At 67.6% G+C, this 24,483-nt stretch carries 22 protein-coding genes; 14 read left to right on the plus strand and 8 right to left on the minus strand.

What is annotated here, in order from left to right; all coding sequences use genetic code 11:
* Window position 1 precedes the first annotated feature (1 nt).
* The 3 genes from secF to ACFVIV_RS11575 are packed head-to-tail and all read left to right on the plus strand — an operon-like array spanning window position 2 to window position 3,646.
* The gene (secF, locus tag ACFVIV_RS11565; protein ID WP_379195154.1) at window positions 2–1,255 is read left to right on the plus strand and encodes a protein translocase subunit SecF; all 1,254 of its coding nucleotides are present in this window, start codon (window positions 2–4) and stop codon (window positions 1,253–1,255) included.
* Window positions 1,256–1,257: 2 nt separating this feature from the next.
* Window positions 1,258–3,033: an ABC transporter substrate-binding protein gene (locus tag ACFVIV_RS11570; RefSeq protein ID WP_379195156.1), complete on the plus strand. Its 1,776-nt coding sequence runs from the start codon at window positions 1,258–1,260 to the stop codon at window positions 3,031–3,033.
* Window positions 3,034–3,070: 37 nt separating this feature from the next.
* On the plus strand, window positions 3,071–3,646 hold the full coding sequence (locus tag ACFVIV_RS11575; RefSeq protein WP_379195158.1) for an adenine phosphoribosyltransferase: 576 nt from the start codon (window positions 3,071–3,073) through the stop codon (window positions 3,644–3,646).
* A 15-nt stretch (window positions 3,647–3,661) separates the two neighbouring features.
* Here the strand turns inward: ACFVIV_RS11575 and ACFVIV_RS11580 are convergent, their stop codons facing one another.
* Both ACFVIV_RS11580 and ACFVIV_RS11585 read right to left on the minus strand, forming a co-directional pair.
* Window positions 3,662–3,940 (minus strand): hypothetical protein, encoded by a 279-nt coding sequence (locus tag ACFVIV_RS11580; RefSeq protein WP_379195160.1) that lies wholly within the window; start codon window positions 3,938–3,940, stop codon window positions 3,662–3,664.
* Window positions 3,941–3,990: 50 nt separating this feature from the next.
* On the minus strand, window positions 3,991–5,382 hold the full coding sequence (locus ACFVIV_RS11585) for a lipase family protein (RefSeq protein ID WP_379195162.1): 1,392 nt from the start codon (window positions 5,380–5,382) through the stop codon (window positions 3,991–3,993).
* 195 nt (window positions 5,383–5,577) lie between these two features.
* On the opposite strand from ACFVIV_RS11585, the gene ACFVIV_RS11590 reads away from it, so the two are divergent.
* Window positions 5,578–6,771, plus strand: coding sequence for a PucR family transcriptional regulator (locus ACFVIV_RS11590; protein ID WP_379195164.1), 1,194 nt, complete (start codon window positions 5,578–5,580; stop codon window positions 6,769–6,771).
* A 15-nt stretch (window positions 6,772–6,786) separates the two neighbouring features.
* Here the strand turns inward: ACFVIV_RS11590 and ACFVIV_RS11595 are convergent, their stop codons facing one another.
* Window positions 6,787–7,137 (minus strand): hypothetical protein, encoded by a 351-nt coding sequence (locus tag ACFVIV_RS11595; RefSeq protein ID WP_379195166.1) that lies wholly within the window; start codon window positions 7,135–7,137, stop codon window positions 6,787–6,789.
* A 98-nt stretch (window positions 7,138–7,235) separates the two neighbouring features.
* On the opposite strand from ACFVIV_RS11595, the gene ACFVIV_RS11600 reads away from it, so the two are divergent.
* From ACFVIV_RS11600 to ACFVIV_RS11615, 4 genes are all read left to right on the plus strand, one after another.
* Window positions 7,236–9,215 carry a peptidoglycan DD-metalloendopeptidase family protein gene (locus ACFVIV_RS11600; protein ID WP_379195168.1) on the plus strand — a complete coding sequence of 660 codons (1,980 nt, stop codon included), beginning with the start codon at window positions 7,236–7,238 and terminating at the stop codon, window positions 9,213–9,215.
* A 147-nt stretch (window positions 9,216–9,362) separates the two neighbouring features.
* Window positions 9,363–9,713, plus strand: a complete 351-nt coding sequence (locus ACFVIV_RS11605) for a hypothetical protein (protein WP_379195169.1) — start codon at window positions 9,363–9,365, stop codon at window positions 9,711–9,713.
* 244 nt (window positions 9,714–9,957) lie between these two features.
* On the plus strand, window positions 9,958–11,553 hold the full coding sequence (locus ACFVIV_RS11610; protein ID WP_379195171.1) for an ABC-F family ATP-binding cassette domain-containing protein: 1,596 nt from the start codon (window positions 9,958–9,960) through the stop codon (window positions 11,551–11,553).
* A 289-nt stretch (window positions 11,554–11,842) separates the two neighbouring features.
* Window positions 11,843–14,203: a RelA/SpoT family protein gene (locus ACFVIV_RS11615; protein ID WP_379195172.1), complete on the plus strand. Its 2,361-nt coding sequence runs from the start codon at window positions 11,843–11,845 to the stop codon at window positions 14,201–14,203.
* Window positions 14,204–14,215: 12 nt separating this feature from the next.
* Here the strand turns inward: ACFVIV_RS11615 and ACFVIV_RS11620 are convergent, their stop codons facing one another.
* Window positions 14,216–16,048 (minus strand): hypothetical protein, encoded by a 1,833-nt coding sequence (locus ACFVIV_RS11620; RefSeq protein ID WP_379195174.1) that lies wholly within the window; start codon window positions 16,046–16,048, stop codon window positions 14,216–14,218.
* Between the two features lie 205 nt (window positions 16,049–16,253).
* Between ACFVIV_RS11620 and ACFVIV_RS11625 the strand changes: the two genes are divergently transcribed.
* The 4 genes from ACFVIV_RS11625 to ACFVIV_RS11640 all read left to right on the plus strand — a co-directional run bounded on the left by ACFVIV_RS11625 (window position 16,254) and on the right by ACFVIV_RS11640 (window position 17,897).
* Window positions 16,254–16,562 carry a pyrimidine/purine nucleoside phosphorylase gene (locus ACFVIV_RS11625; protein ID WP_379195176.1) on the plus strand — a complete coding sequence of 103 codons (309 nt, stop codon included), beginning with the start codon at window positions 16,254–16,256 and terminating at the stop codon, window positions 16,560–16,562.
* 81 nt (window positions 16,563–16,643) lie between these two features.
* Complete coding sequence (locus ACFVIV_RS11630; RefSeq protein WP_379195178.1) at window positions 16,644–16,880, plus strand: ribbon-helix-helix protein, CopG family; 237 nt, start codon at window positions 16,644–16,646, stop codon at window positions 16,878–16,880.
* The gene (locus tag ACFVIV_RS11635; protein WP_379195180.1) at window positions 16,880–17,233 is read left to right on the plus strand and encodes a hypothetical protein; all 354 of its coding nucleotides are present in this window, start codon (window positions 16,880–16,882) and stop codon (window positions 17,231–17,233) included. Before ACFVIV_RS11630 ends, ACFVIV_RS11635 begins: the two co-directional genes overlap by 1 nt.
* A gap of 100 nt (window positions 17,234–17,333) precedes the next feature.
* Window positions 17,334–17,897: an AAA family ATPase gene (locus ACFVIV_RS11640; protein WP_379195182.1), complete on the plus strand. Its 564-nt coding sequence runs from the start codon at window positions 17,334–17,336 to the stop codon at window positions 17,895–17,897.
* A gap of 12 nt (window positions 17,898–17,909) precedes the next feature.
* Here ACFVIV_RS11640 and ACFVIV_RS11645 read toward each other — a convergent pair whose 3' ends face one another.
* The 4 genes from ACFVIV_RS11645 to ACFVIV_RS11660 form a co-directional block, all read right to left on the minus strand.
* A complete protein-coding gene (locus ACFVIV_RS11645; RefSeq protein WP_379195184.1) occupies window positions 17,910–18,740 on the minus strand; it encodes an alpha/beta fold hydrolase in 831 nt (276 codons plus the stop codon).
* 150 nt (window positions 18,741–18,890) lie between these two features.
* On the minus strand, window positions 18,891–19,925 hold the full coding sequence (locus tag ACFVIV_RS11650; RefSeq protein WP_379195186.1) for an NAD-dependent epimerase/dehydratase family protein: 1,035 nt from the start codon (window positions 19,923–19,925) through the stop codon (window positions 18,891–18,893).
* The gene (locus tag ACFVIV_RS11655; protein ID WP_379195188.1) at window positions 19,922–20,113 is read right to left on the minus strand and encodes a hypothetical protein; all 192 of its coding nucleotides are present in this window, start codon (window positions 20,111–20,113) and stop codon (window positions 19,922–19,924) included. The genes ACFVIV_RS11650 and ACFVIV_RS11655 overlap by 4 nt, the downstream gene beginning before the upstream one ends.
* Entirely contained in the window at window positions 20,113–21,789 is a 1,677-nt protein-coding gene (locus tag ACFVIV_RS11660) for a fatty acid CoA ligase family protein (RefSeq protein WP_379195190.1), read from the minus strand. Before ACFVIV_RS11660 ends, ACFVIV_RS11655 begins: the two co-directional genes overlap by 1 nt.
* 527 nt (window positions 21,790–22,316) lie before the next feature.
* Between ACFVIV_RS11660 and ACFVIV_RS11665 the strand changes: the two genes are divergently transcribed.
* Together ACFVIV_RS11665 and ACFVIV_RS11670 are read left to right on the plus strand one after the other, a co-directional pair.
* Window positions 22,317–23,363, plus strand: coding sequence for a 3-oxoacyl-ACP synthase III family protein (locus ACFVIV_RS11665; protein ID WP_379195192.1), 1,047 nt, complete (start codon window positions 22,317–22,319; stop codon window positions 23,361–23,363).
* A 4-nt stretch (window positions 23,364–23,367) separates the two neighbouring features.
* Window positions 23,368–24,309, plus strand: coding sequence for a hypothetical protein (locus ACFVIV_RS11670; RefSeq protein ID WP_379195194.1), 942 nt, complete (start codon window positions 23,368–23,370; stop codon window positions 24,307–24,309).
* The last annotated feature ends 174 nt before the right edge of the window (window positions 24,310–24,483 follow it).

Below are 24,483 nucleotides of genomic sequence, written 5' to 3' on the forward strand. Positions count from 1 at the left end.
CATGCGCAAGTCCAGTGGCACCGCGCTGGATATCGATTCCGAGCTCGATTTCGAATCGGATCGCAGCACGCCGCAGCACAGTGTGTTCGAGCGGCTCTACACCGGCACCGGCGGTTTCGAGATCGTCGGACGCCGGAAGTTCTTCTACGCCTTGAGCGCCCTGTTCGTGGTCATCGCCATCGCGAGCATCGCGATCAAGGGTTTCACCCTGGGCATCGACTTCGCCGGCGGTTCCCGCATCCAGCTGCCCGCCGCGGACAATGTCACCACCTCCCAGGTGGAGGAGGTGTACAAGTCCGCGCTCGGCCACGATCCGGTGACCGTGCAGAAGGTGGGTTCCGGTGCGGCGGCGGCCATTCAGATCCGCTCGGAGTCGCTGGACGACCAGCAGTCGACCACGCTGACCAATGCGCTGTACGAGGCGTTCCAGCCGAAGGACAAGAACGGCCAGCCGAATCCGAATGCCATCTCGGTGGCGGAGATCAGTGAGACCTGGGGTGGCCAGATCACCCAGAAGGCCTTGATCGCGCTGGCGGTGTTCGTGGCATTGACCATGGTGTACATCGCGATTCGCTTCGAACGCGATATGTCGATCGCGGCCATCGGCTCGCTGTTCTTCAACCTGGTCGTCACCGCGGGCATCTACTCGCTCGTCGGCTTCGAGGTGACGCCCGCGGCGGTCATCGGCCTGCTGACGATTCTGGGCTTCGTGCTCTACGACAACGTGGTCGTCTTCGACAAGGTCGAGGAGAACACTCAGGGCGTGCTGCATCTGCGCAAGCACACCTATGCGGAGAAGGCCAACCTGGCGGCCAATCAGACGCTGATGCGGTCGATCAACACCACCATCATCGGCATCCTGCCGATCATCGGCATGCTGGTGGTCGCGGTGTGGCTGCTGGGCGTGGGCACCCTCAAGGACCTGGCTCTGGTGCAGCTGGTCGGCATGATCGTCGGCGCCTACTCCTCGATCTTCTTCGCGGTGCCGCTGCTGGTATCGATCAAGGAGCGGTTCGGCCCGGTGGCCGAGCACACCCGCAAGGTGATGGCCCGCCGCTCCGGCGCGGCCAGCGCCCGCGCGGGTGAGGTCGGCGCCCAGCGTGCCGGCGCCGCCAGCCGCCCCTCCTTCGAGAAGAGCGCCTCCTTCGATGGTTTCGCGGCCGGACGGGAGAGCCACGGTCCACGCACCCGGGACGGCGGCGGTCCCCGACCGGGCGCCCGGCCGAGCGGGAAACGACACAAGAGAAGGCACTGAGCATGCGCAGGGGGTCGACAACGGTGGGACGGCGAGACAACGAATCGATCGGCCGGACCGCCGGCCCCCGCGCCCTGCTCCGCCGCGGCCTGATCGTGGCCGCGGCGGGGGTGCTGGGCGCCGGTGCGCTGGCCGGTTGTGCGGGCAAGAACCAGGTGCCCTCCATCGGCTACGGCGTGGACACGGCGGTCGCCAGCTACAACGGCGGCAGCACGCTGGGCGCCAATAGCGGTGCGGCGGCGGTGTTCTCGCGCGTGCTGACCGGGTTCTTCTACACCGGCCCGGACGGGCAGCCGGTGGCCGACACCGATACCGGCACCGCCAAGGAGGTGCCGGGGGAGTCGCAGACCATCCAGTACCGGCTGAATCCGGACGGCGTCTACTCCGACGGCACCCCCACCTCGTGCGACGATCTGGTGCTGGCCTGGGCGGCGCGCTCGGGCCGGTTCACCAAAGCCGGTCCGGGCGGCCCGATTCCGATGTTCGATGCCGCCTCCACGCTCGGCTATCGCGATATCGAGCGGGTGGAATGCCAGGCCGGGTCCAAGGACGCGACGGTGACTTTCCGTCCGGGCAAGCATTATTCGGCGTGGAAGACGCTGTTCAATGCCACCGAGATCATGCCCGCGCACGTGGTCGCCACGGCGGCCAAGGTGCCGAATCTGGTGCAGGCCATCACGACCGGTGATCAGGCCGTCATGGAGCGCGTCGCCGACTTCTGGAACACCGGCTGGATTCTCACCCCGGGCAAGCTGGATCTGTCCGCGCTGCCGTCCTCGGGCCCGTACCGGGTCGAGTCGTTCAGCAAGGACGACGGCCTGGTCCTGGTCAAGAACGACAAGTGGTGGGGCAATGCCGCCAAGACGCCGCGCATCGTGGTGTGGGACAAGAACTCCGACCTGAAGAAGAAGGTCGGCGACGGCGCGATCGGCGTCCTCGACATCGGCGCCGGATCCCTCGGCGAGGTGAGCCTGGACGGCTTCAGCGGGGGCAGTGTGCCCGGCCGCGGCGCCGAAACGCTGACCCTGAGCACCGGCGGCGTCTTCAGCTCCACCGACGCCCGCCGCGCGCTCGCGCTGTGCACGCCCCGGCAGTCACTGTTCGACAAGCTCGGGCATCCGGGCTTCGACGCCGACTCCGCGCTCGGTTCGGGACCGCTGAATTCCCGCACCCTGCAACAGGACTCGCTGTACTACTCGGCGGTCACCGGTGCGTCCGACCGCTACAAGAACGCGGACGCCGCGGCGGCGGGACAGGCGCTCAAAGCCTCGGGCGTGCAGAACCCGACCGTGCGCATCGGCTACGTGGCCCCCGATGAGCGGCGCGCCCAGACCGTGTCGATGATCGCGGAGTCCTGCAAGGCGGCCGGCATCAATGTGGTCGACGCGGGCGCGCCCGATTTCGCCGCCGCCCAGCTGGCCGAGGGCAAGGTGGACGCCGTGCTCGGCGGCACCGCCGCCATGCCCGGCCCGTCGGGTTCGCTCACCGGCGCCGACGCGATTGCGGCCTTGCACACAGCGCAGGGTTTGAATTACGGCCGCTTCGGCAATGGTCGCTACGATGCCATCGCGGATCAGCTTGCCGGTGAGCAGGATTCGGCCACCGTGCTGAACCTGCTGACCGAGCAGGAGAATCTGCTGTGGAGTGAGATGCCCGCCATCCCGCTGTTCGCCACCCCGCGCACCATTGCGTTCGGCGACGGCATGGAGAACGGCATCGCCAGCCCGACCCGCGCGGGTGCGGGATGGAATATGGATCGCTGGGTACTGAAACGGTGAGGGCCGTGGCGGCGTTGGTGACGAGGAGTAGGTGCAGATGAGCAAGCACGAGATGGCAGAGACCGCCGAGGTCGCCGGGGAGCGCAGTGCGCGCGCTTCGGACGCGGTGCAGCGGCTGACCCGCTGGCACGACGACTTCCCGACCCCGGGTGTGCGTTTCGCCGATCTGACGCCGGTTTTCGCGGACGCCGACGGCTTCCGCGCGGTGCTGGACTGCTTCGCCGCCTGCGCGCCGGACGCGGACCTGGTGGCCGGTGTGGACGCGCGCGGCTTCTTGCTGGGCGCGGGCGTGGCCGCGGTTCTGGGCACCGGCGTCCTCGCGGTGCGCAAGGCCGGCAAGCTGCCGCCGCCGGTCATCTCGCGCGAGTACACCCTCGAATACGGTTCGGCGGCACTGGAAATCCCGGGCGACGGCATCGACCTGGCGGGCCGGCGGGTGCTGCTGCTCGATGACGTGCTAGCCACCGGCGGCACCCTGGCCGCGGCGGCGGAGCTGTTCAAGGCGGCCGGCGCGGAGGTGGTGGCGGCCGCCGTGGTGCTGGAGCTGAGTTTCCTGGGCGGCCGGGACCGGCAGGGCGATTACCCGCTGACATCGATCGTCAAGCTGGACTGACCCGGCGGTCGCCGGTCAGTCCAGCAGCCGGGCGATGAATCCGGCGACCACCAGCCAGAACACCGCGGCCAGACCGTAATTCACGACAATGTCGAGTTTGTCGTCACCGGTGTGGAACAGTCCGGGGAAGAACAGTGCGAGCGGTTCGGCCAAGGATCTGATGCCTTGGAAGAACCGGTTCGCCTGGTCCGCCTCGAAAACGAGCATGAGAATGTAAATCGCCTCGATGAGGGCGAATAGGGCACCGACGCCCGCAATAATGCGGGCCCCGGCGCCCTCACGGGTTCGGTACATGTAGGGCATATCCGGGTGATGCCCGCTGCGCACCGATCGAAACGGCCGGGTCAGCGGCCGGTTCCGATGGCCTGCCCCAGCAACGCCGCCAGCGCGGTCGGCAGCACGTCGGCCGCCGTCTGCCAGAATCGCGGCTCCGCCATCACGAACGTGGGACTGCTGATCGCACAGCCCTGCACCGCGGGCACGCCATTGAGCCGATCCCGCAGGAATGCGATCGCTCCTGGCAGCTGCGCGGCAACCCCGGAAATGTGCTCGCCCACGAGTTCCCGCTCATAGATGACGCTGGGCGCGCCCTCGGCGCAGTATTTCTCGACGAGCCGGTCCACGCCCGCATTGGGCAGGATCTCGTCGAACTGCGCGTGATAGATGTAGATCGGCATATCCGGTGTGGCCTGCCCGAGCGAGTTCTCCGCCAGGAATCGCTGCACGGCCGGATGCTGGAACGGATCACCCTGGAACGCGCCGAGATAGTCGTAGAACGGCACCAGCGCGGTCCCCATGGGATGGCACAGCAGGTGCTTCGACGCCAGCAGCACCTGGGTGACCGGATCGACGATGCTGTTGCGCAACATCTCCCGCACCTCGGGGTACTCGTTGGAGATGCCCGCGAACACCCCCATGACCAGGCCGGTGTAGACCCCTCTGTTGTTGTGCCGCAAGGCGGTCGCGAAATCGGCCGCCGCGACCCCGCCCGCGGCGATGCCGACGATATTCAGCTCCGGCGCGTAGGTCTGGGCGATCTCCGCGGCGAAGGAGGAGGGCACGGTGCCGCCGGAGTACCCCCACAGCGCGGTCGGGGTATCCGGCCCGGACAGTTGCGCGGGCGCGAAGTTCTCGACCGCGCGGATGCCGTCGAGGGTGGTCTGCGCATTCAGTTTGGAGGTGCCGTAGGAGGATTTCGGGCCCTCGTAGTCGGGCAGCGCCACCGTCCAGCCCTCGCCGACCCCGGCCGCGATGGGAATGAGCACCTCGGCGGCATTGACGTAGTCGAAAGGGATTGCGCCGGACTGGATCACATATGAGGGCGCGCAGTACTGCGCGGCGCTGTCCTCGGCGATCTGATATGACAGCAGCTTGCGCCCGCCCTCCGGCGGCGGCGCCTTGGGCACCAGCACGGTGGTGACCGTCGCGATGGCCTCGCCGAAGCTATTGGTGGTCCGGTAGAGCAGCTGCCAGGCATCCACATTCAGGTGCACGAACCCGAAGAACGCGGGCATGATCCGCCGCGCCCGCAGGATCTCACCGGGCTGCGCCGCGGCGACCGGCCCGGCCTCGGGCGCGTAGAACTCGTCGAATTCCGGTGGCAGCGTGACCGCCGGCGGCGGCTCGATCGCGACCTCCCGAGCCGGCTCGGCCCCGGCGGTCACCGGAACCGCCGCCAGCAGCAGGCCCAGGGCGACACCGGTCGCGAGCAACCGGCCCCATCTGCGTGATGTCATCGAATCTCTTTCTCGTGCACGGCGATGTGGGCATCAACCGTCTCAGACGAGGGTGGTCGCGGTCTCTGTGCGCGGAATCAGGGTTGTGGCGCGGCTTTTGTTCGAATGACAGGATTTCGGGAGTCGATCGCCGGAATTATCCAGTTCTCTGTCGTTGCGCTGCGGGCTCGTTGGTTCACCGCAACAATGTCGAAGGTGAACACCGCATCGGGGGATCCGGATCTGCCCTTCGCCGACTTCGTCGTCGCCAACCTGCCCGAGGTCGCTCGCGCGGTCATGGCCGAGGTCGTGCGCAGCGTCCCGGACTACGAGCAACTGCCGCACGAGATCGTCGAACAGGATCTGGTGCACCGCGCCGAGGACAATCTGCGGCTGTTCCTGCGCCTGCTGACCGAGGGCCGCGCACCGCGCGCCGGGGATCTCGACGATATGATCGATGTCGCGGTTCGCCGTGCGCGCGAAGGCATTCCGCTCGATGCGGTGCTGTCGGTGTATCACCGGGGCGCGCTGGCGGCCTGGAACTTCCTGTCCGCCACCGCGCAGAGCGAGGGGCGGCGGGAGGAACTGCTCGCGGCGGTGCCGCGGCTACTCGAGTATCTGGGCGCGGTCATTCCCGGCGTCGCCGGATCGTATCTGCGCGAACGCCAGGACCTGCACTGGGAACAGCGCGAGGCCAAACGCACGCTCGCACAGGCGCTGTTGCAGGGCAAACCGGTGGAATTGCTGGCCGAGCGCTTCGGTATCCCGCTCGGCGGCCAGCACGTGCTGGCCCTGCGCACCGCCGATGCCGCGGCCACCGCCGACGGCGTGCGCCCGGCCATGCGGGTCATCCACGGGGAGATCGACGCCCTGTCCCCGCAGGCGCTGACCCTGCTGGACCGCGCCGGCGGCTGGGTGCTGGTGCCGTCGAACGAATCGCCCGCTCGCCTGGAAGCGGCGGTGAGCCGCATCGCCGCGGCGGCCGGAGTCCGGGTCATTGCCGGAATGGCCACCGCCGCAGCGGCTTCCGAGGTGCCCGCCCGCGCGGAGGAGGCCGGAGAGATCGCCCGCCTGGCGCTGGGCCTGGGCCGCCCGACCGGCGTCTACCGCATGTCCGATCTCGCCCTGCAATATCAGTTCGCCCGCCCCGGCCCGGCCAGCGCCTGGCTGCTGGGCCTGCTCGCCCCGCTGGCCGAACACCCGCATCTGATGGACGCGCTGCGCGCCTTCCTGGCCCACGACCAGAATCGGGTGGCCGCCGCGGAGTCGCTGGTGGTGCACCGGAATACGCTGAACTACCGCCTGAACCGCATCGCCGCCCTCACCGGATACGATCCCGGCCGCTCCGAGCACACGCCCTTGTTCGCCGCGGCGCTCACCGCGTTCGATCTGCGCGCCGCCGACCTGTAGCGGGCACGGTGCTCGCTATCTGGCTATGGCCCGGGCGATGAAGCCACTGACGATCAGCCAGAAGATCGCCGCCAGACCGTAATTGAGAATGACGTCGAGATCCGCGTTGCCGGTCTTGAACAATCCCGGGAAGAACAGCGCGAGCGGCTCGGCGAGCGACTTGATGAACTGGAAGAACCGATTGGTCTGATCGGCATCCAGCACCAGCATCAAGATGTACAGGCCCTCGATCAGGGCGAACACGGCACCGACCATCCCGATGATGCGGGCGGCGGTGGCCTCGTTGCGGGCGACATACGGCATATGCCCAGGATGCCCGTTGAATGTCACCGAATAAACGGTGCGACGGGCGCGTTCGAGCGACACGCGGGGGAGGTGAAAGCGCGTGTCGGGCAACCTCATCGTCGGCGCGAGACATGGCATGATGTCCGGGTGATAACCGCGGCGGTCGTGAGCGTCCGGGCGTGAGGCCCAAGGTCCTCGTCGGCGCGGTATTCGGCACCGCCCTGGCCCTGGTGACCCTCGTGCTGGTCATCATCCTGCCCGCCACCGAAGAGGGCTGCGCGCCCGGCACGCCGCTGATTCCGTCGGCCACCACCGCGCGCACCGAACCCACCTGCCCGGCCACCGGATCGCCGGCCGAAGAGGGCTTGCAGGACGGCGCGTTGCGCACGCTGCGCTGCGTGGTCGCCCGCTTCGGAATGATGGATATGCGCGGGGTCATTCCCGATGACGACTACCCGGATCATCGGGCGGGGCGCGCCGTCGAGTTCATTGTCGGCGACGATCAGGCCAAGGGCGATCAGATCGTGGCCTTCCTCCAGGAGAACGCCGCCGCGTTCGGGGTCGACTACGTGATCTGGAAGCAGCGCAGCTGGACTCCCGACGCGGCCGCCGGCATCCAGTGGCGGCCCCTCGAGGATCGCGGCGATGCGGCGCGCAACCACCAGGACCGCGTGCAGGTGACCATCAAGGCGGCCGCCGCCACCTCCACCGTCGTCGCGCCGCCGAGCGTCTCGCTGGCCGCGCAGAATGCCGCGGTGAACGAGGCGGGCCTGCTCAACAGCCTGGGGCGTCGCCAATACCCCATGGCGGAAGGCACTTTCACCATTTCCGATGTGTTCGGCTCGCGCGGCGGCGGGCACCTCGGCATCGATATGGCGGCCGCCTCCGGCACCCCGATCTACGCCGCCTCCGACGGTCTGGTGGTCGCCTCCGGCGCGGCGTCGGGTTTCGGCAACTGGGTCGTCATCGACTCGCTCGACGAGAGCGCGCGCCGCTACTCGACGGTCTACGGGCACATGTACGCCTCGGAGATCTTCGTGCGGGTCGGCGATGTGGTCACCATGGGCCAGCACATCGCCAATGTCGGCAATGACGGCGAATCCTCCGGCCCGCACCTGCATTTCGAGGTCGTCCCCGGCGGGCGCCTGACCGGCGGCTCCCAGGTGGATCCCATTGCCTGGCTGGGCGGTTCCAGCCTGCCCGTGCCGAGTACGCCCTACTGCGACAACGGATTCGGCACCGCCGGCGGCAATCTCGCCTCCGGCAAGGTGCCGCCCGAACTCGAGGTCTGGTACCGCCGCGCCGGATCGCTGTGCCCGCAGATCTCCTCCTCGCTGCTGGCCGCCCAGGGCCAGGCCGAATCCGGTTTCCGCCGCGGCCTGACCTCCCCGGCCGGCGCGCAGGGCCTGGCCCAGTTCCTGCCCGGCACGGCGGCCTCGCTGGCCCCCGACGGCCAGCCCTATGTCATCGACGCCGACGGCAATGGCGTCGCCAGCGTCTGGGACGACGGGGATGCCATCATCGGCCAGGGCCGGTACATGTGCACCATTGCCGCCACCGTGCAGGGCTGGCTCGAGGAGGGCAAGGTCACCGGCGATCTCACCGAGCTCACCGTGGCCGCCTACAACGCCGGCGAGGGCGCGGTGCTGGCCTCGGGCGGCATGCCCAACCAGTACGCCGCCCACTTCAGCGAGACCCGCCCCTATGTCGCGAGAATCCTTGCGGCAGAAGCGGCTTTCCGCAGTATGGGCAGCGGCGGACGGTTCATTCCCGATGCCGACGAGGACCTCGGACCGCAGGTCGTCGAGGCCGCCAACGACTGGCGCGGCACCCCCTACGTCTTCGGCGGCGGCGGCCCGCAGGGGCCCAGCAATGGCGGCTTCGACGAGGCCGGATTCACCGCCGCCGCGGTCTTCGCCGCCAGCGGCGGCACCATCACCCTGCCCACCACCGCCGAACAGCAATGGGAGCGCGGCGTGGAGGTCCCGCTGCTCAAAGCCCAGGCCGGTGACCTCGTGTTCGGCAATTTCGGCGACCGTGGCCCGGCGACCGTCGGCGTCTACCTCGGCAACGGCCGCATGCTGCATGCCGAACCCAATGGCAAGGTCGCCGAGGTGCCGCTGCTCAATGGCATGAAAGCCCGCCGTATCGGCCAGTGATACGGCTGGTCACAGCCTAATCCCCGAGCTATTAAGAATTTCTCGAAATGGCATGAATCGCCCCCGGCTTTGATACGCATGAAAATGCTATCCGGCTGCCGGAATCAGTTTGCGACAGCCGCTCCGACCAGCACGGAAGAAGGAGCGATGAGAATCAAACGATTTACAGCAACCGCCGTGCTCGCAATCGGCGCCGTATTTCTGACCGTCGGCGTCGCGGGCGCGGATTCGGACGGACTTCCTGTGACCGATCCGTCCGGAGTCGCCATTCAGGAGAACACCGCCCCGCCGGGCGCCGACCCGGTCGACGCCGCCGAACAGGAATTGATCACGCGGCAGTGCAACGCCTTGATCGGCGCGCTGGTCGGCGGCGTCATCGGCGGCACCGGCAGCGCGCTGCCGGGCGCTCTGATCGGGGCGGCCATCGGCGCGGCCGTGGGCTACACCATGACCTACCCGCCGGGTCCCCCGCTGGGCTGCTGGCAAGTCCCGCAGTGACGATCGAAGCCCGTTAGCCCGGGCGGCTCGCCGCATCCCCGGCGGCGAGCCCGCTCGGGGGCGCGGGCAGAGCGTGACTGCCCTCACACGAGATTCGCACTTGCAGAGTCGCGTTCACGTTCGCTACCGTGAATGTCGTTCACTTCCCCGTTGATCGGAGACAATGCGTTGATTTCCTGAGGTAAACCGCCGAGTGGCCCGCATCGCGCGCCGCATTCTTTCGCGTTTACCGGTAGGAGTCCGCATGTCATTTCCTGTTGTTTCCATTTCCGATCTCACCTTCGCGTGGCCGGACGGCACCCCTGTCTTCGACGGGCTCGACGCCGTCCTGCGGTCGGGCCATCTCGGTCTCGTCGGCAGCAATGGCGCCGGTAAGTCCACGCTCTTCCGGCTGATCACCGGCGAACTGCGCCCGCTGCGCGGATCGGTGACGGTGCCCGGGCGGCTGGGGTATCTGCGCCAGGATCTCGGGCTCTCGGCCGGGCAGCGGGTGGACGAGGTGCTCGGCATCGCCGGGATCCGGAAGGCGTTGCACCGCATCGAATCCGGGGACTGCGCCGAGAGCGACTTCGATATCGTGGGCGCCGCCTGGGATATCGAGGAGCGCGCGGTGGCCCTGCTCGGGCGGCTCGGATTGCATTACGTCGCAGGCGATGTCGGGCAGCTGGATCGCCGGCTGGAGACGCTCTCCGGTGGCGAGACGGTGCTGCTCGGCCTGGTTGCCGAACTGCTGCGCGAGCCGGACGTGCTGCTGCTGGACGAACCCACCAACAACCTGGATCAGGTTGCGCGGGAACGGCTCTACGACGTGGTGGGGCAGTTCTCCGGGACGGTGCTCACGGTCAGTCACGACCGGGAGCTGCTGGAGCGGGTCGATGCCATCGCCGAGCTGCGGCAGGGCGAAATCCGGTTGTTCGGCGGCAATTTCAGCACCTACGAGCGGATCATCGGGGCCGAGCAGGAGGCCGCGCGAGCGGCCGTCCGGGATGCGCGCAGCGACGTCAAGAAGCAGGCGCGCGAATTGGTCGAGGCGCGGATCAAGCTCGACCGGCGGCTGCGGTACGGGCAGAAGATGTGGGACCAGAAGCGTGAACCCAAAATCGTGATGGCCGAACGCAAACGGCAGGCGCAGGTGTCGGCGGGCAAACTGCGCAACAACCACATCGGAAAGCTCGACGATGCCAAGGATGTCCTGACCGAGGCGCGGGAGAAGCTGCGCGACGATCGGGAGATCCGGGTCGATCTGCCCGGCACCCGGTTGTATCCGGGGCAGGACGTGATCGATCTGAAGCGGGTGGTGCTGGCCAACGGTCCGGTGGTGAGCCTGAAGGTCAGCGGACCGGAGCGGATCGCCCTCACCGGCCGCAACGGCGCCGGGAAAACCACGCTCCTGCATCGCATCTGCGCCGAATCGCCGAAGGCGCCCTTCCGCATGCTGCCGCAGCGGCTGGACGTCTTCGACGAGGACAAGTCGGTGTTCGAGAATGTGGCGGCCACCGCGCCGCACGCGCTGCCGGAACAGATCCGGGCCCGATTGGCCCGCTTCCTGTTCCGCGGCGGGGACGCCGATGTGGCGGCCGGCGCACTGTCGGGCGGGGAACGCCTGCGGGCGGCGCTGGCCATGCTGCTGCTGGCCGATCCGGCGCCGAAGCTGCTGTTGCTGGACGAGCCGACCAACAACCTGGATCTGCCGAGCCTGCGGCATCTCACCGAGGCGCTGGCGAGCTTCCAGGGGGCGCTCATCGTGGTCAGCCACGATCCCCGGTTCCTCGCCGATATCGGGGTCACCCGCCGGGTCGACCTGTCCGCGGACGGGCTCACCGACATCCCGGTCGGGTGAGGCGCGCGGGTGCGGGGACTCCTATTAATAGGGGTTCCCGCACCGCTGTGCGAACCGGCCGGTAGGGGTGCGAAGACCGGTTCGCGGGTGCGAACGCGCACCCGGAGCAATCCGGACGCAATGCGGCCTCGAAGAGCCTGCGGTAGCGAGTATCGTTCAATCCCCGACCCGCGCCCGACCGGGGCGGATCCGCGTCCCGTTCTCGAAACGGATCTCGGACTAAAGTGGGTGGTCTGGGAGGTTGAACGGTCCGATAGGGTAACCCGATCGAGGCCGGAGAGGTGGTGGCATGACGCAGAACCTGGAAAAGGCGAATGCCGGGCAATCGGGAAACGGCGAGTCCGCCGCCCCGCAGCCCGGTGGTACGCCGCCGCGTAATGCCCCTACCGCCGTGCCCACATCCGCCTCGCGCCGGGTGCGCGCGCGGTTGGCGCGGCGGATGACCGGCCAGCGTGGGATCGCGGCCGTGAAGCCGGTGCTCGAGCCCTTGGCCACCGTGCACCGGGAGTTGTATCCGAAGGCGAATCTGGCTCTGCTGCAACGGGCTTTCGATGTCGCCGACGAGAAGCACCAGCACCAGTTCCGGAAGTCCGGCGACCCGTACATCACCCATCCGCTGGCGGTGGCGAATATCCTCGCCGAGCTCGGCATGGACACCACCACGCTGGTGGCGGCGCTGCTGCACGACACCGTCGAGGACACCGGGTACGCGCTCGAGGACCTGACCAACGAGTTCGGCCAGGAGGTCGCGCACCTCGTCGACGGCGTGACCAAGCTGGACAAGGTCAATCTGGGCGCGGCCGCAGAGGCCGAGACCATCCGCAAGATGATCATCGCCATGGCGCGTGACCCGCGCGTGCTGGTGATCAAGGTCGCCGACCGGCTGCACAATATGCGGACCATGCGGTTCCTGCCGCCGGAGAAGCAGGCCAAGAAGGCGCGCGAAACCCTCGAGGTGATCGCGCCGCTGGCGCACCGGCTGGGCATGGCGACCGTCAAATGGGAGCTGGAGGATCTCGCGTTCGCGATCCTGCATCCCAAGAAGTACGACGAGATCGTGCGCCTGGTCGCCGACCGCGCGCCCTCGCGCGACACCTATCTGGCGCGGGTGCGCGCCGAGATCGTCAACACCCTGCAGGCGAGCCGCATCCAGGCGATCGTGGAGGGGCGGCCCAAGCACTACTGGTCCATCTACCAGAAGATGATCGTCAAGGGTAAGGACTTCGACGACATCCACGACCTGGTCGGCATCCGCATCCTCTGCGACGAGGTGCGCGACTGCTACGCCGCGGTCGGCGTGGTGCATTCGCTGTGGCAGCCCATGGCCGGGCGGTTCAAGGACTACATCGCCCAGCCCCGCTACGGCGTGTACCAGTCGCTGCACACCACGGTCGTCGGCCCCGACGGCAAGCCCCTCGAGGTGCAGATCCGCACCCAGGACATGCACCGCACCGCGGAGTTCGGCATTGCCGCGCACTGGCGGTACAAGGAGACCCGCGGCAAGCACTCCAACGACTCCACCGAAGTCGACGATATGGCGTGGATGCGTCAGCTCCTCGACTGGCAGCGCGAGGCGGCGGACCCGGCGGAGTTCCTGGAGTCGCTGCGTTTCGACCTGAAATCGCCCGAGATATTCGTGTTCACCCCCAAGGGCGATGTGATCACGCTGCCGCAGAAGTCCACCCCGGTGGACTTCGCCTATGCCGTGCACACCGAGGTCGGCCACCGTTGCATCGGCGCCCGCGTCAACGGGCGCCTGGTCGCGCTGGAACGACAGCTGGAGAACGGTGAGGTCGTCGAGATCTTCACCTCCAAGGCGCAGAACGCCGGACCCAGCCGCGACTGGCAGAACTTCGTGGTGTCCCCGCGCGCCAAGGCCAAGATCCGGCAATGGTTCGCCAAGGAACGCCGCGAGGAGGCCCTCGAGGCCGGTAAGGACCAGATCTCCAAGGAGGTCCGGCGCTCGGGCCTGCCGCTGCAGCGGTTGATGAGCGTGGACGCCATGACGGCGCTGGCCCACGAACTGCACTACACCGATATCTCGGCGCTGTACGCCGCGGTGGGCGAGAACCAGGTGTCGGCGCATCACGTGGTGCAGCGGCTCATGGCGCAGCTCGGCGGCGTCAGCGATGTCGAGAACGAGCTCGCCGAACGCTCCACCCCGTCCACGGTGCCGTCGCGGCAGCGGCTCACCGGCGATGCGGGCGTGGAGATTCCGGGCGCGCCCGGCACGGTGTCCAAGCTGGCCAAGTGCTGCACCCCGGTGCCCGGCGACGAGATCATGGGCTTCGTGACCCGCGGCGGCGCGGTCAGCGTGCACCGCACCGACTGCACCAACGCGGATTCGCTGCGGGCGGAACCGGAACGGATCATCGAGGTCAAATGGGCCCCGTCGCCGTCCTCGGTGTTCCTGGTCGCCATTCAGATCGAGGCGCTCGATCGGACCCGTTTGCTGTCCGATGTCACCAAGGTCCTCGCCGACGAGAAGGTCAATATCCTCTCGGCGGCGGTGACGACTTCCGGTGACCGCGTGGCCATTTCGAAGTTCACCTTCGAGATGGGCGATCCCAAGCACCTGGGCCACCTGCTGAACGTGGTGCGCAATGTGGAGGGCGTCTACGACGTGTACCGGGTGACCTCGGCGGCCTGACCGGCGGAATCCTCACGGGTACAAGGGAATCGGGCGGCCCGCGACGCAGGGTTGCGGTGCGGGCTCGCCGTAGATTCCGCTCAGGAAGGTCTTCAGCGGGCCGAGCAGCAAGGTGAGCAGAATCTGCTGGGTGGGAACGGTCACGCAGTAGCTCGGGCCGGACGGACCCTGCGGGGAGACCTCGACCGCGACGGCCTTGGACATGGCCGGATCGGGGGTGACGACGCGCGCGCAGGCGTCGCCGTCTTTCTCGATATTGCAGTCGAACCAGTCGACGGCATAGTTGATCGAGGTGCGCCAGGATTCCAGGGTGCGAGGGAAGAGCATGCCGACGCCGACGGTGTCGTAGTGGCTGCCGCCCTCCAGGGTCAGGAACTGCAGCGGCGCGGTGCCGGTGCGGTTGCGGCGGATCCAGTCGTACCAGGACTTGCCGCCGAGGGCGCCGTCGGTGGGGTCGAAACCGATGTGCGCGCCGAAGAAGTCGAAGTCGTTGACCGGGAAGATACCGCCGCTGGTGAGGCCCGGGATGTCATTGTCGGAAGTCTGGATCTGCGTCGGCACATCCGCGAGCGACGGCTCGAATCCGGACAGCAGCACCGCCGCGGCGGGTTTCGGCACCGGGCGGCCGTCCATGCCCTTCCCCTGCCCGACCGACCAGAGGTAGTGGCTGGTGGCGATGGATCCCATGGACTGGCCCCACACCCCGATCCTGGTGGTATCGACCAGGTCTTCGATGGGGTTGGGTGAATTGTCGCCCGCTGGAGCGTAAGCCGGGTCGTATCGCTGGCCGAGGCGCGGAATGTGCATGGTATTCCAGAAATTCACCAGGCTAGAGGTGTCGCCCAGCAGGGTCTGCGTATCGGGTGCGGGCAGAATGTCCTCGCCCGCCACCCAGCGCATGACATCCTCGATATCGCGGCACGGACCGGATGCGAAGCAGTGCGGGGTGTTGTACGGAATGACGAGGTCCAAGGCGGTGCCGTCGCTGGCGCCCTGTCCCGCTTCGTCATAGGTGAGCGCGATGTACCCGCGCCGCACGGCCTGCATCGACCACGCGTAATAGGTGGACTGCAAGGCGATCGCCCCATCGCTGAACACCGTCATCGGGAAGGTGCGCCCCGGCTCCGGGCCCAGGGCCTCCTCCGGCAGCATGATCGTCGCCGCCAGCCGCAACCCCCGCGCATTCACGATCTGAATCTTGCGCGCCTCGCCGAACCTGAACTCCGCTCCCGCCGCATCCCCGGAAACGCAAGCGCCGTCCCGTGTTTCGTACAGCACCACATCCCCCGGCTCCACACACGGATACCGGAACCGCGCCACCGCCCCCACGTTCCCCACCGAATCCACATCCAGCGCATCACCATCCAAGGAATTGTCCGCAACCTCCCCGAACACCCCGTTCCCGTTCCAATCCGGCACATACCGCGGATCCCCCGGCGCGAGCTGCGCCCCCGCCAGATTCGGCAGGAAATGCACCGTGCTGTCGATCAGCTTCTGCACGGTATCCCGCAGCCGCTGCTGCCCCTCTTCCCCCTGGTACTGCCCCGGATCCAGCATCGCCGCCAAACTCTGCCCCGCCCGCCCCGGCAAACTCCCGAAATGCTGCGCCCAGAACTGCACCAATGCCGGATCATTCCAATCCCGCCCGTACCCCTGCAACAGCATGAGCAGGTTCTGCACCACATACACCGGATCCACCTGCGTGCCCACCGTCGGCGTATCCGCCACCACCGGCTCCTCGACCACCGGATCCGCCGCCCCCGGCCCCGCCGGCCCGATCCCCAGCGCCACCGCCACAACGATCACGCTGATCCGCTTGGCGCACAGTCGATTCAGAACCCTCATCGGCAATCCTCAGGTGCGACGGCCATCGAACAGACCCCGACTGTACGCCCGGCGTCCACCCGCTGTCCGTGATACTCGCCGCCAGGGTTATGACAGCTTCCGCCACTTGGCGATGGCGCCTTCGAAGCCTCCGAGTACGATCAGCGGGTTCGAGACCGACCTCCGGGGGCGGTCTAAACCGCGACCCGAGAGGTTTCCTGGAAGCATGAAGTTCGAGAACGTCACCGTCACCAAGAAGGCCAACGTCTACTTCGACGGCAAGTGCGTCAGCCACAACATCGAACTGGCCGACGGCACCGCCAAGTCCGTAGGCGTCATCCTCCCCGCGACCCTGACGTTCAACACCGGCGCCCCCGAGATCATGGAACTCCTCGAAGGCGAATGCAAGGTCACCCTCGCCGGCACGACCGAAACGGTCACTTACAAGGGCGGCGAGTCCTTCTCCGTCCCCGCCAACTGCTCGTTCCAGATCGAGGTCCTCGAGCCCGTCCACTACGTCTGCCACTTCGGCTGACCACGTACCGGCTGACCGCGGACCGCTGCCCGGAGCAGAAACACCCGACAGTGCCACAGGATGGCGGGTAGGGTTTCTGGTATGAAGTCCAATACGTCGGTCACCATCGACGCTCACGTCCTTGCGCGGGTGCGGGCAGTGGCGAACGCCGAGGGAGAGAGCATCAGCACGTTTCTCGAGCGGGCTGCGCGGCACGAACTGATGTATCTGGCGGGGCGCGCGGTGACCGATTGGGAACGGCGCCACGATGTCGATGTCGAAGCAGAAGCTGTAGCTGATCTCGAGCTGCAGAGCGAGGCGCTCGGGCAGATCCGCTGATGGCGGTGCGACGCGGGGAGATTCGTTCCTACCTGCCGGGCGTGAGCGGCCGCGAAAAGGCGTCGGCGCTGTCGGGTGACCGGGCGCTGGTGATCTCCAACGACGGCGCGAATCGCTCCATGCAGACCGCTCTGGTGCTGCCGGTGCGCGAACGGATCGATGCCGACCTCCCACCATCCGCATTCAGCCTGATCGTTCCTCTCGGCGATCTCGACCCGGTACCGGGCGGCGCCGTCCTGACCTACTGGCCGCAGGTCATTCCAATGGCCTGGTTCACCGAATCCGTCGGAATGGTGAGCCAGGCGACGATGCGCCAGGTGTTCGCCGCAATGGTCGACTACATCGGCGAATAGCCCGTCGGTGCGTGCGTGCCCCGTGCGTGCTAGCTCGGCTGATCGCTGTGTGACTCCGAGCTGCACCATTGCCCGCTCGGCCGGGTGAGAGGATGGGGAGATGGTCGGGGTGCGGCGGGTTTCGGTGGTGGGGACTTCGGGGGCGGGGAAGACCTCACTGGCGCGGGAGATTTCGCGGCGGTTGGGGATTCCGTATGTCGAGCTCGATGCCATACATCATCAGGCCGGGTGGACGCCCATGGCCGAGAAGGAGTTCCGGGCTGCGGTGGCCGAGCGGATTGCTCAGGACGCCTGGGTGGTGGACGGCAACTATCACGGGAAGCTCGGGGATCTCGTGTGGCAGCGCGCGGATACGGTGATCTGGCTGGATCTGCCGCGGCCTCTGGTCATGTGGCAGATCGTCACTCGGACCGTTGGGCGCTGGGTCACCGGGCGCGAATTGTGGAACGGCAATCGGGAACGGTTGCGGGACATGTTCTCGCTCGATCCCGAGCAGTCCGTGATCGTGTGGGCGTGGACGACCCACGCCAGGAACCGTGAGCGGTATCTGCGGGCGGAGCGGGAACCGGGTTATCGGCACATCGAATTCATCCGGGTGCGCAGCCGTCGCGACATCGCGGTCGTGCTGGCCGGTCTCACCCTGCGTCCGGGGGACGCAGGGTGAGACGGGGAGGAATCAGCTGGCCAGGGCGGTGCGGGCGGCGGAGCGGATGGCTGAGGTGACGGTGTCGGGATCTTCCATCATGACCAGGTGACCGCAGTCGGGGAGGCGGATGGCGCGGGCGGGGCAGAGGGTTTCGTTGAGGTGGGCGCCGGCCTTGGCCGAGAGGATGCGGTTCTTGGCGCCCCAGATGGTGGTGATGGGCGGGAAGCCGGCCGCGGGGCGGAAGTCGTCGAGGACGGACAGTTTCGGGAGGTCGCGGGCGATGGCGGCCGGGGGGAGCAGGCGGCGGGGTTCGGACCAGCGGCGGCGGAGGGCGGCGAAGGTTTCCTGGTCCATACCGCGGCCGCGGGGGCCGAGTTGTTCGCGGACGACCCAGCCGGCGGCCAGGCCGGGGACGCTGATGGCGCCGGTCAGGGTGTCGAGGGGGAGGCGGGAGGCGGTGCGGGCAGTCCAACCGGTCGGTGTGGGGCGCAGGGTGGCGGCCGTCAGGGGGCTGCACAGGACGAGGGAGCGGACCCGCTGCGAGGTCCGGCGCGCGTAGAGCAGCGACAGGGCGCTGCCGAAGCAGTTGCCGACGAGGGTGACGTTGCGCAGGTCCTTGGCTTCGATGAAGTCGGAGACCAGGCGGACGTAGTTGTCGACGGTGTAGCCGCCGGCGGGGGTGTCGGATTCGCCGTAGCCGAAGAGGTCCAGGGCGTAGACGGAGTTGGTGGGGGTGAGGGCCTGCACCTGGTTGGACCAGATCCGGCGGTCCCCGCCGATATTGTGCAGGAACAAGATCGGATCACCCGATCCGGCGTGGTCGTATGCGACGGATACGCCGTGGAAATCGAACACCGGCATCGGGCGCTCTCCTCATTGAGTAGCGGTGCGGCACTGCGCCTCCGCTCATCGCGCTGTCTCAGTAGACATACCCGGTGAGCGGTAATGCAGTCCATGCTAGCCGGTACCGTGCGTAACACAAGTTTTGGCCCGGCAGCGCCCGTTTGCTGGTCAGCGTGTTATTTGCGCGTTAGATTCTCCTGTCCGGATCCACGATTGCAATTGAGCCATGCCCGAATCGCGATCTACGACCGGTCGGTATCCGAAATCCCGGGTGGCCGCGCCGGTGTCGTAGGTCCCGGTCCGGGTCATGACCGCCACCGAATACCGCGACAGCGGGGGAGTCCAGCGGGTGGCCAGATACGGTATCCGCCTGAGGTTTTCGATCACGCACACCACGGCGCTCACCGCGCGCGGGTCGAGCTTGCGGCGCGGTGGCTGATAGCCGAGCTCGATCGCGACCTGGGTGAGGAACGGCCAGACGTTGGTCCGCTCGGCATCGGCGATGAAATACGGTTTGCCGCCGACATTGTCGCCGGCAGCGGCCTTGACGCAGGCCTCGACAATATTCTCCACGTGACACAGCGAGGCGTAGACGTCCTTGCCGCCGGACAGATCCGGCAGCGTGCCCGCCTTCGCGCGATCCAGCAGCCGCACGATGGGCCCGGAGCGATCGCCCGCACCCCAGATGGCGCGCGGCCGCAGCGCACAGGTGGTGAAACCGTCGGTATTCGCCTTCAGCACCAGCCGTTCGGCCGCCGCCTTGGTCTCGCAGTAGTAGTTGAGGTACCGCGCCGGATACGGCACCGACTCGTCGATATCGACCTGATCGCCCCCGTCGCGATCCATCAGGGCGCTCGGACTGGAGATGAAGACGAATCGCGAGGCCCCCGCGGCCTGCGCCGCGGTCACCAGCCGCGAGGTGGCGGCGACGTTCTCCGCCCAGAACACCTCGCGGGTGCCGCGCTCGTCCACCCGCGCGGCGCTGTGGAACACCACATCCACGCCCGCCACGGCCCGTTCCAGGGAATCGGTGTCGGCGAGATCGCCGGTAATGATCTCGATCTTGTCGATCACCGATTCCAGATCGCGCAGATTACTGGTGGGCCGCGCCAGAATAGCGACCTCGTACTCACCGTCGCGCACCAGCCGCCGCGCCAGCGCGCCGCCCAGGAACCCCGACGCGCCCGTCACCAATGCCTTCACGGCACCTCCTGCAGTTCACCGGTCGGCCCGGCGGTGAGCGCCTTGGCCCGCGTGCCGGCTTCCAGGGCCCGCCGGCTCGCCAGCTCGTCCACGGCCATGACGAGCAGCAGCCGCGCCCCCACGATCAGCCCGGCCGTGACCAGCACCCGATCGAACAGCGAAATCGATCGCGAGATAAGAATTCTCATCACTTCTCCTTCGCATTGAGCTGTTTGGTCGCCCAGACCGTGAGCTTCTCCCGCCCGATCTTGGCGTTGTGCCGGATATCGACGGGGAACTTGGGATGGAAGAGGAATTCGCTCACCGGCGCGGCGATCTCGAACTCCTCGCGCCGCCGCCGCAGCTTGGCCTCGACGGCCTCCTGATCCGCGCCCGCCGCGAGTTCCACGCACAGCACCGGCCGCTGCGCGCCCCGCTCCCCGATGCCGACCAGCGCGGTCCGCGCCACGCCCGGCACGGTATTGAAGATCTGCTCCACCTGCACCGTGAACATGGGCCCGTCCGCGGTGTCCAGCCGCTGACTCTTGCGCCCGCAGAAGCGGATTCGCCCCTGCTCGTCGAGCCAGGCCAGATCGCCGGTGCGATGCCACACCGTGGTCCCGTCCACGATCTTGCCGACCAGGTTCGCCTTCTCCGGCCAGAAGTAGCGGGTGCTCACATTCGGCCCGGCCACCACCAGTTCGCCGATCCCGCGCGATTTCGCCAGATCCGCCGACCGCGCCTCGACATCGGCCCAGGTGGGCAGCGCGTCATCGGTGATGGCGATGATCCGCGCCCGCACATCGAGGGCGGGCTTGCCCACGCACACGCCCTTGCCGCGCCGTGCCTGCTCGACGAGATCGCCCAGCAGCTCCCGGGATTCGATGGTCGCCATGGGCAGCGCCTCGGTGGCCCCGTACCCGGAGTACACCCGCGCCTCCTCGGGCAGCACCTTGCGCAGCCGCGCGATGACGGTGTCGGGCACCGGCGCCCCGCCGGAGTAGATGCTGTTCAGCGTGGACAGCTTCGCGCCGGTCTCCTCCACATGGGTGAGCAGCGGAATCAGCACCGCCGGCGAGGCGAACATGGTGCGCACCCCGTACCGCTGCACCGCGTCCACCACGTGCACCGGATCGGTGGCGCCCACCTTGGACGGGATCAACGGCGGTAGCACGCACCGCGATCCGAGCAGCAGCTCCAGAATGCCCGCCACCGGCGCGGTGATGAGCGAGGTGCCCGGCGCGACATGATCGCGCGCCGCGTCCACCTGCCCGATCATGGCGCTGAGATTGCCGTGCGTGAGCACCACGGCCTTCGCCGGCCCGGTGCTGCCGGTGGTGTAGGCGATGAGCAGCGGATCATCATCCGGCGCGGGCTCCCGGTCCGGCAGCGGCGCAGCGGGTTTGCGCCCCCAGCTGTCCAAAGTCGGCCCCCGCCAATAGCATCGGCCGACGGTCACGGCCACCTTCACCTTGCGGAAGTAGGCGCGGAACACGATCCGCACCGCCTGCGCCTCCGGTACGCCCACGAACGCCTCGGCCTGCGCGGCCTGCAGGCAGCGCAGCATCTTGAACAACCCCATGCCCGGATCGATCACCACCGGCACCGACCCGATCTTGAACAATCCGTAGAGCACCGCGTACAACTCCGGCCCCGGCCGCACCAGCACGATCGTCCGCATACCCCGGGTGACGCCGGCCGCGGTGAAGTTCTCCGCGATGGCGTCCGACCAAGCATCCAGCTCGGCGTAGGTGATCTGCGTGTATTCCGGCAGCCCGGCGCTGGTCCGCCCCTTCGGATAGATCACCGCTTCCCGATCGGGATGTTCGGCGACGATATCGCGGAACCGGTCGAGTGCACGCCAGTAGGTCGTGGTGGTGGTCACTGCATCACCTCGGAGAATTTCGAGCGCACGCGAATTCGAATAGCAATCGCTATCGCGGGTGCGGAAATGATGGATACGGAATGCGACACACTGCCCCCTGAAATGTCGATGAATGCGATGAGCAGTTGGGGTGAGGGTACCGCACCCCTTCCGGCTCCGCCACCGCGAGAGAGTTGGGAATGTGTTGTCGCACAATATCGTTGGATTGTGTCAGGATAGCTTTGGTGTGTCTGCGGGTACCGACACGAGTTCTTGCGTAACCCCTACAACACCCCTATACGGATACCCCTGCAAAGATTCCGTAGACCACTCTCCACCTGCGTGTTCGGCTTGGCAAGCACTGAAATACGGGTGTTCCCAGGGTGATTCGTGTGGCTCGTGAGCCGGGGTGTTACCAGTGAGTACCGGTAGCATCCGAATCGGCATCGAGGCCTCTGGATAACGGTGGGATGGGCCTCGGGAATTCCGATTGCCGCTCGCCGCCCCAGAATTCGACGAACGCGAAACAAGCCAGAGAAGAGGGGGCCATGCGTACACGCTTCGAATCGATCGGTGCGTACACACCCAGCACCGTGCGCTCCACCGAGGATGTGATCGCCAGCCTTTCCGTGCCAAGGGCACTGGACCTGGAGCGGATCACCGGAATCAAGAACCGGCACGTTTATAATTCCGATCCGGAAGAATACGAATCCTCGTTCGCACTCGCCCTGCAGGCCATCGGCGATTGCCTCGAGCATTCCGACTACGACGCCGCGGATCTCGACGTGGTCATCTCGGTCTCCATCACCCGTTTCAACGGGCCGGGAACCCACACCTACGCACCGTCTTTCGCCACCATGCTGGCCAATAGGATCGGCGCGACCAAGGCCAAGCACTTCGACCTGTCCAATGCCTGCGCCGGCATGATCACCGGCTGCCTGCTGCTGGACCGCATGATCAAGGCCGGCGTGGTGCGCAATGGCCTGGTGGTCAGCGGCGAGCAGATCACGCCCATCGCCGAGACGGCCACGCGGGAGATCAGCCAGCCCTACGATCCCCAATTCGCGGCGCTCACCGTGGGCGACGCCGCCGTCGCGGTCGTGATCGACAATCGTGGTGACGACAATGACGAGATCCACTACATCGAGCTCATGACCACCTCCGCCGGCGCGGAACACTGCATCGGCATGCCGAGTGAGAAGACCACCGGCATCGCCATGTACACCGACAACCGGGCGCTGGCCAGTGAATCCCGTTATCTGCAGGGCATCAGCCGCATGGCGGATTTCATGAAGGAACGCGGACTGGCCTGGGAGAGCGAGAAGTTCGACTACTGGGTCCATCACCAGTTCAGCGGTCCGGCCATCGACTACATCGCCCAGCTCACCGAACGGCATTTCGACACCCCGATGCCGCAGCTGCTCGACGTCTACGCCGAATTCGGCAATACCGCCTCGACCTCGCACTTCCTGGTCCTGCACGAGAGCCTGGCCAAGGATCGAATCCCCAAGGGCTCCAAGGTATTGCTGATTCCCGAGGCGTCCGGTGTCGTCTCGGGGCACCTGGCCGCGACCATTTCCCGACTGGAGGCATGACCGTATGGCAACCGAAATCGTCTCCGCGGCGGTCTGCACCGACGCCGATACCGCCAGCTACTTCGAGCTGGCCGCCCGCGCCGGGCGCACAGCCCTGGAACAGGCCGGAGTGTCGCCCGACAAGGTCGGCCTGGTGGTGAACGCGGGTGTCTTCCGGGACAGCAATATCGCCGAGCCCGCCGTCGCGGCGCTCCTGCAGAAGCGGCTCGAGGTGGGCCTGGAATACTCCTCCGGCGATGTGCCCGCGTTCTCCTTCGACCTGATGAACGGCGCCAACGGCGTCGTGCACGCGCTCATGGCGGTGGACTGCTTCATCGCCGCCGGCGATCTGGAATACGCGGTGGTGCTGGCCGGAGACACCCATCCGTCGCTGCAGCGCGACCGCGAGGACTTCCCGTACACCCCGAGCGGCGCGGCCCTGGTGCTGCGCACCTCGGCGGAGGTCGGCGGCTTCGGCCGCCTGCACACCAGCGCCGCCCCGGACGCGGTGCCCACCGCGTGGGCGGATCTGGACGCGGCGGGCCTGGAGGGACGCGCGGCCCTGTCGCTCGGCCCCGGCACGGCCGATCCGCTCGAGGCCGCGGTCCAGGTGGTCACGGACTGCCTCGTCGACGAGGGCCTGGACCGCAATGATTTCGCCACCGGCGCCGCGGTGTTGCTGGCGCCCGCCCCGGTGCCCGGCTTCCGGGAGCGGCTGGCCTACCGGCTGGGCGTGCCCTCGGCGGCGGTCGCGGGGGTGAACCCCGCCGCCGGTGATCCCTACAGCGCGGCCCCGGTGCACGCCTATGTCGGCGCGGCCGATCTCGGCCTGCTCGGCAATGCCCAGGTGGTGGTCATCCTGGCGGTCGACGAGACCTCCGCGGCCTGTATCGCCTACCGCTCCCAGCCGCGTGAGCTCGCTGGGACTGCCGTCGGAGCCGATTCGAAATATACTGGCGCGGAATGATATTCATCCGGTAGACCGCCGTCAGCGGGCAGTGGGGCGCGCCGGCGGTTTGCCGGAGACGTTGTGTCCCGGCTGAATCGGACGCCCGCGAGCGTCCACCGCTGCAATGATGCCGCTCCAGCGCACCTCAGCTCGCCGTGCCATCCCTCAGTCGGGCTCATCGGTACACGATGA

This window comes from Nocardia sp. NPDC127526 (assembly GCF_042672265.1).
In the GTDB taxonomy this organism is placed as follows: Bacteria; Actinomycetota; Actinomycetes; order Mycobacteriales; family Mycobacteriaceae; genus Nocardia.

What these genes read in the sequence shown, in the direction of transcription:
- secF (WP_379195154.1), top strand. Translation starts at nt 2, where the DNA reads ATGCGCAAGTCCAGTGGCACCGCGCTGGATATCGATTCCGAGCTCGAT.
- ACFVIV_RS11570 (WP_379195156.1), top strand. Translation starts at nt 1,258, where the DNA reads ATGCGCAGGGGGTCGACAACGGTGGGACGGCGAGACAACGAATCGATC.
- ACFVIV_RS11575 (WP_379195158.1), top strand. Translation starts at nt 3,071, where the DNA reads ATGAGCAAGCACGAGATGGCAGAGACCGCCGAGGTCGCCGGGGAGCGC.
- ACFVIV_RS11580 (WP_379195160.1), bottom strand. Translation starts at nt 3,940, where the DNA reads ATGTACCGAACCCGTGAGGGCGCCGGGGCCCGCATTATTGCGGGCGTC.
- ACFVIV_RS11585 (WP_379195162.1), bottom strand. Translation starts at nt 5,382, where the DNA reads ATGACATCACGCAGATGGGGCCGGTTGCTCGCGACCGGTGTCGCCCTG.
- ACFVIV_RS11605 (WP_379195169.1), top strand. Translation starts at nt 9,363, where the DNA reads ATGAGAATCAAACGATTTACAGCAACCGCCGTGCTCGCAATCGGCGCC.
- ACFVIV_RS11610 (WP_379195171.1), top strand. Translation starts at nt 9,958, where the DNA reads ATGTCATTTCCTGTTGTTTCCATTTCCGATCTCACCTTCGCGTGGCCG.
- ACFVIV_RS11615 (WP_379195172.1), top strand. Translation starts at nt 11,843, where the DNA reads ATGACGCAGAACCTGGAAAAGGCGAATGCCGGGCAATCGGGAAACGGC.
- ACFVIV_RS11620 (WP_379195174.1), bottom strand. Translation starts at nt 16,048, where the DNA reads ATGAGGGTTCTGAATCGACTGTGCGCCAAGCGGATCAGCGTGATCGTT.
- ACFVIV_RS11625 (WP_379195176.1), top strand. Translation starts at nt 16,254, where the DNA reads ATGAAGTTCGAGAACGTCACCGTCACCAAGAAGGCCAACGTCTACTTC.
- ACFVIV_RS11630 (WP_379195178.1), top strand. Translation starts at nt 16,644, where the DNA reads ATGAAGTCCAATACGTCGGTCACCATCGACGCTCACGTCCTTGCGCGG.
- ACFVIV_RS11635 (WP_379195180.1), top strand. Translation starts at nt 16,880, where the DNA reads ATGGCGGTGCGACGCGGGGAGATTCGTTCCTACCTGCCGGGCGTGAGC.
- ACFVIV_RS11640 (WP_379195182.1), top strand. Translation starts at nt 17,334, where the DNA reads ATGGTCGGGGTGCGGCGGGTTTCGGTGGTGGGGACTTCGGGGGCGGGG.
- ACFVIV_RS11645 (WP_379195184.1), bottom strand. Translation starts at nt 18,740, where the DNA reads ATGCCGGTGTTCGATTTCCACGGCGTATCCGTCGCATACGACCACGCC.
- ACFVIV_RS11655 (WP_379195188.1), bottom strand. Translation starts at nt 20,113, where the DNA reads ATGAGAATTCTTATCTCGCGATCGATTTCGCTGTTCGATCGGGTGCTG.
- ACFVIV_RS11665 (WP_379195192.1), top strand. Translation starts at nt 22,317, where the DNA reads ATGCGTACACGCTTCGAATCGATCGGTGCGTACACACCCAGCACCGTG.
- ACFVIV_RS11670 (WP_379195194.1), top strand. Translation starts at nt 23,368, where the DNA reads ATGGCAACCGAAATCGTCTCCGCGGCGGTCTGCACCGACGCCGATACC.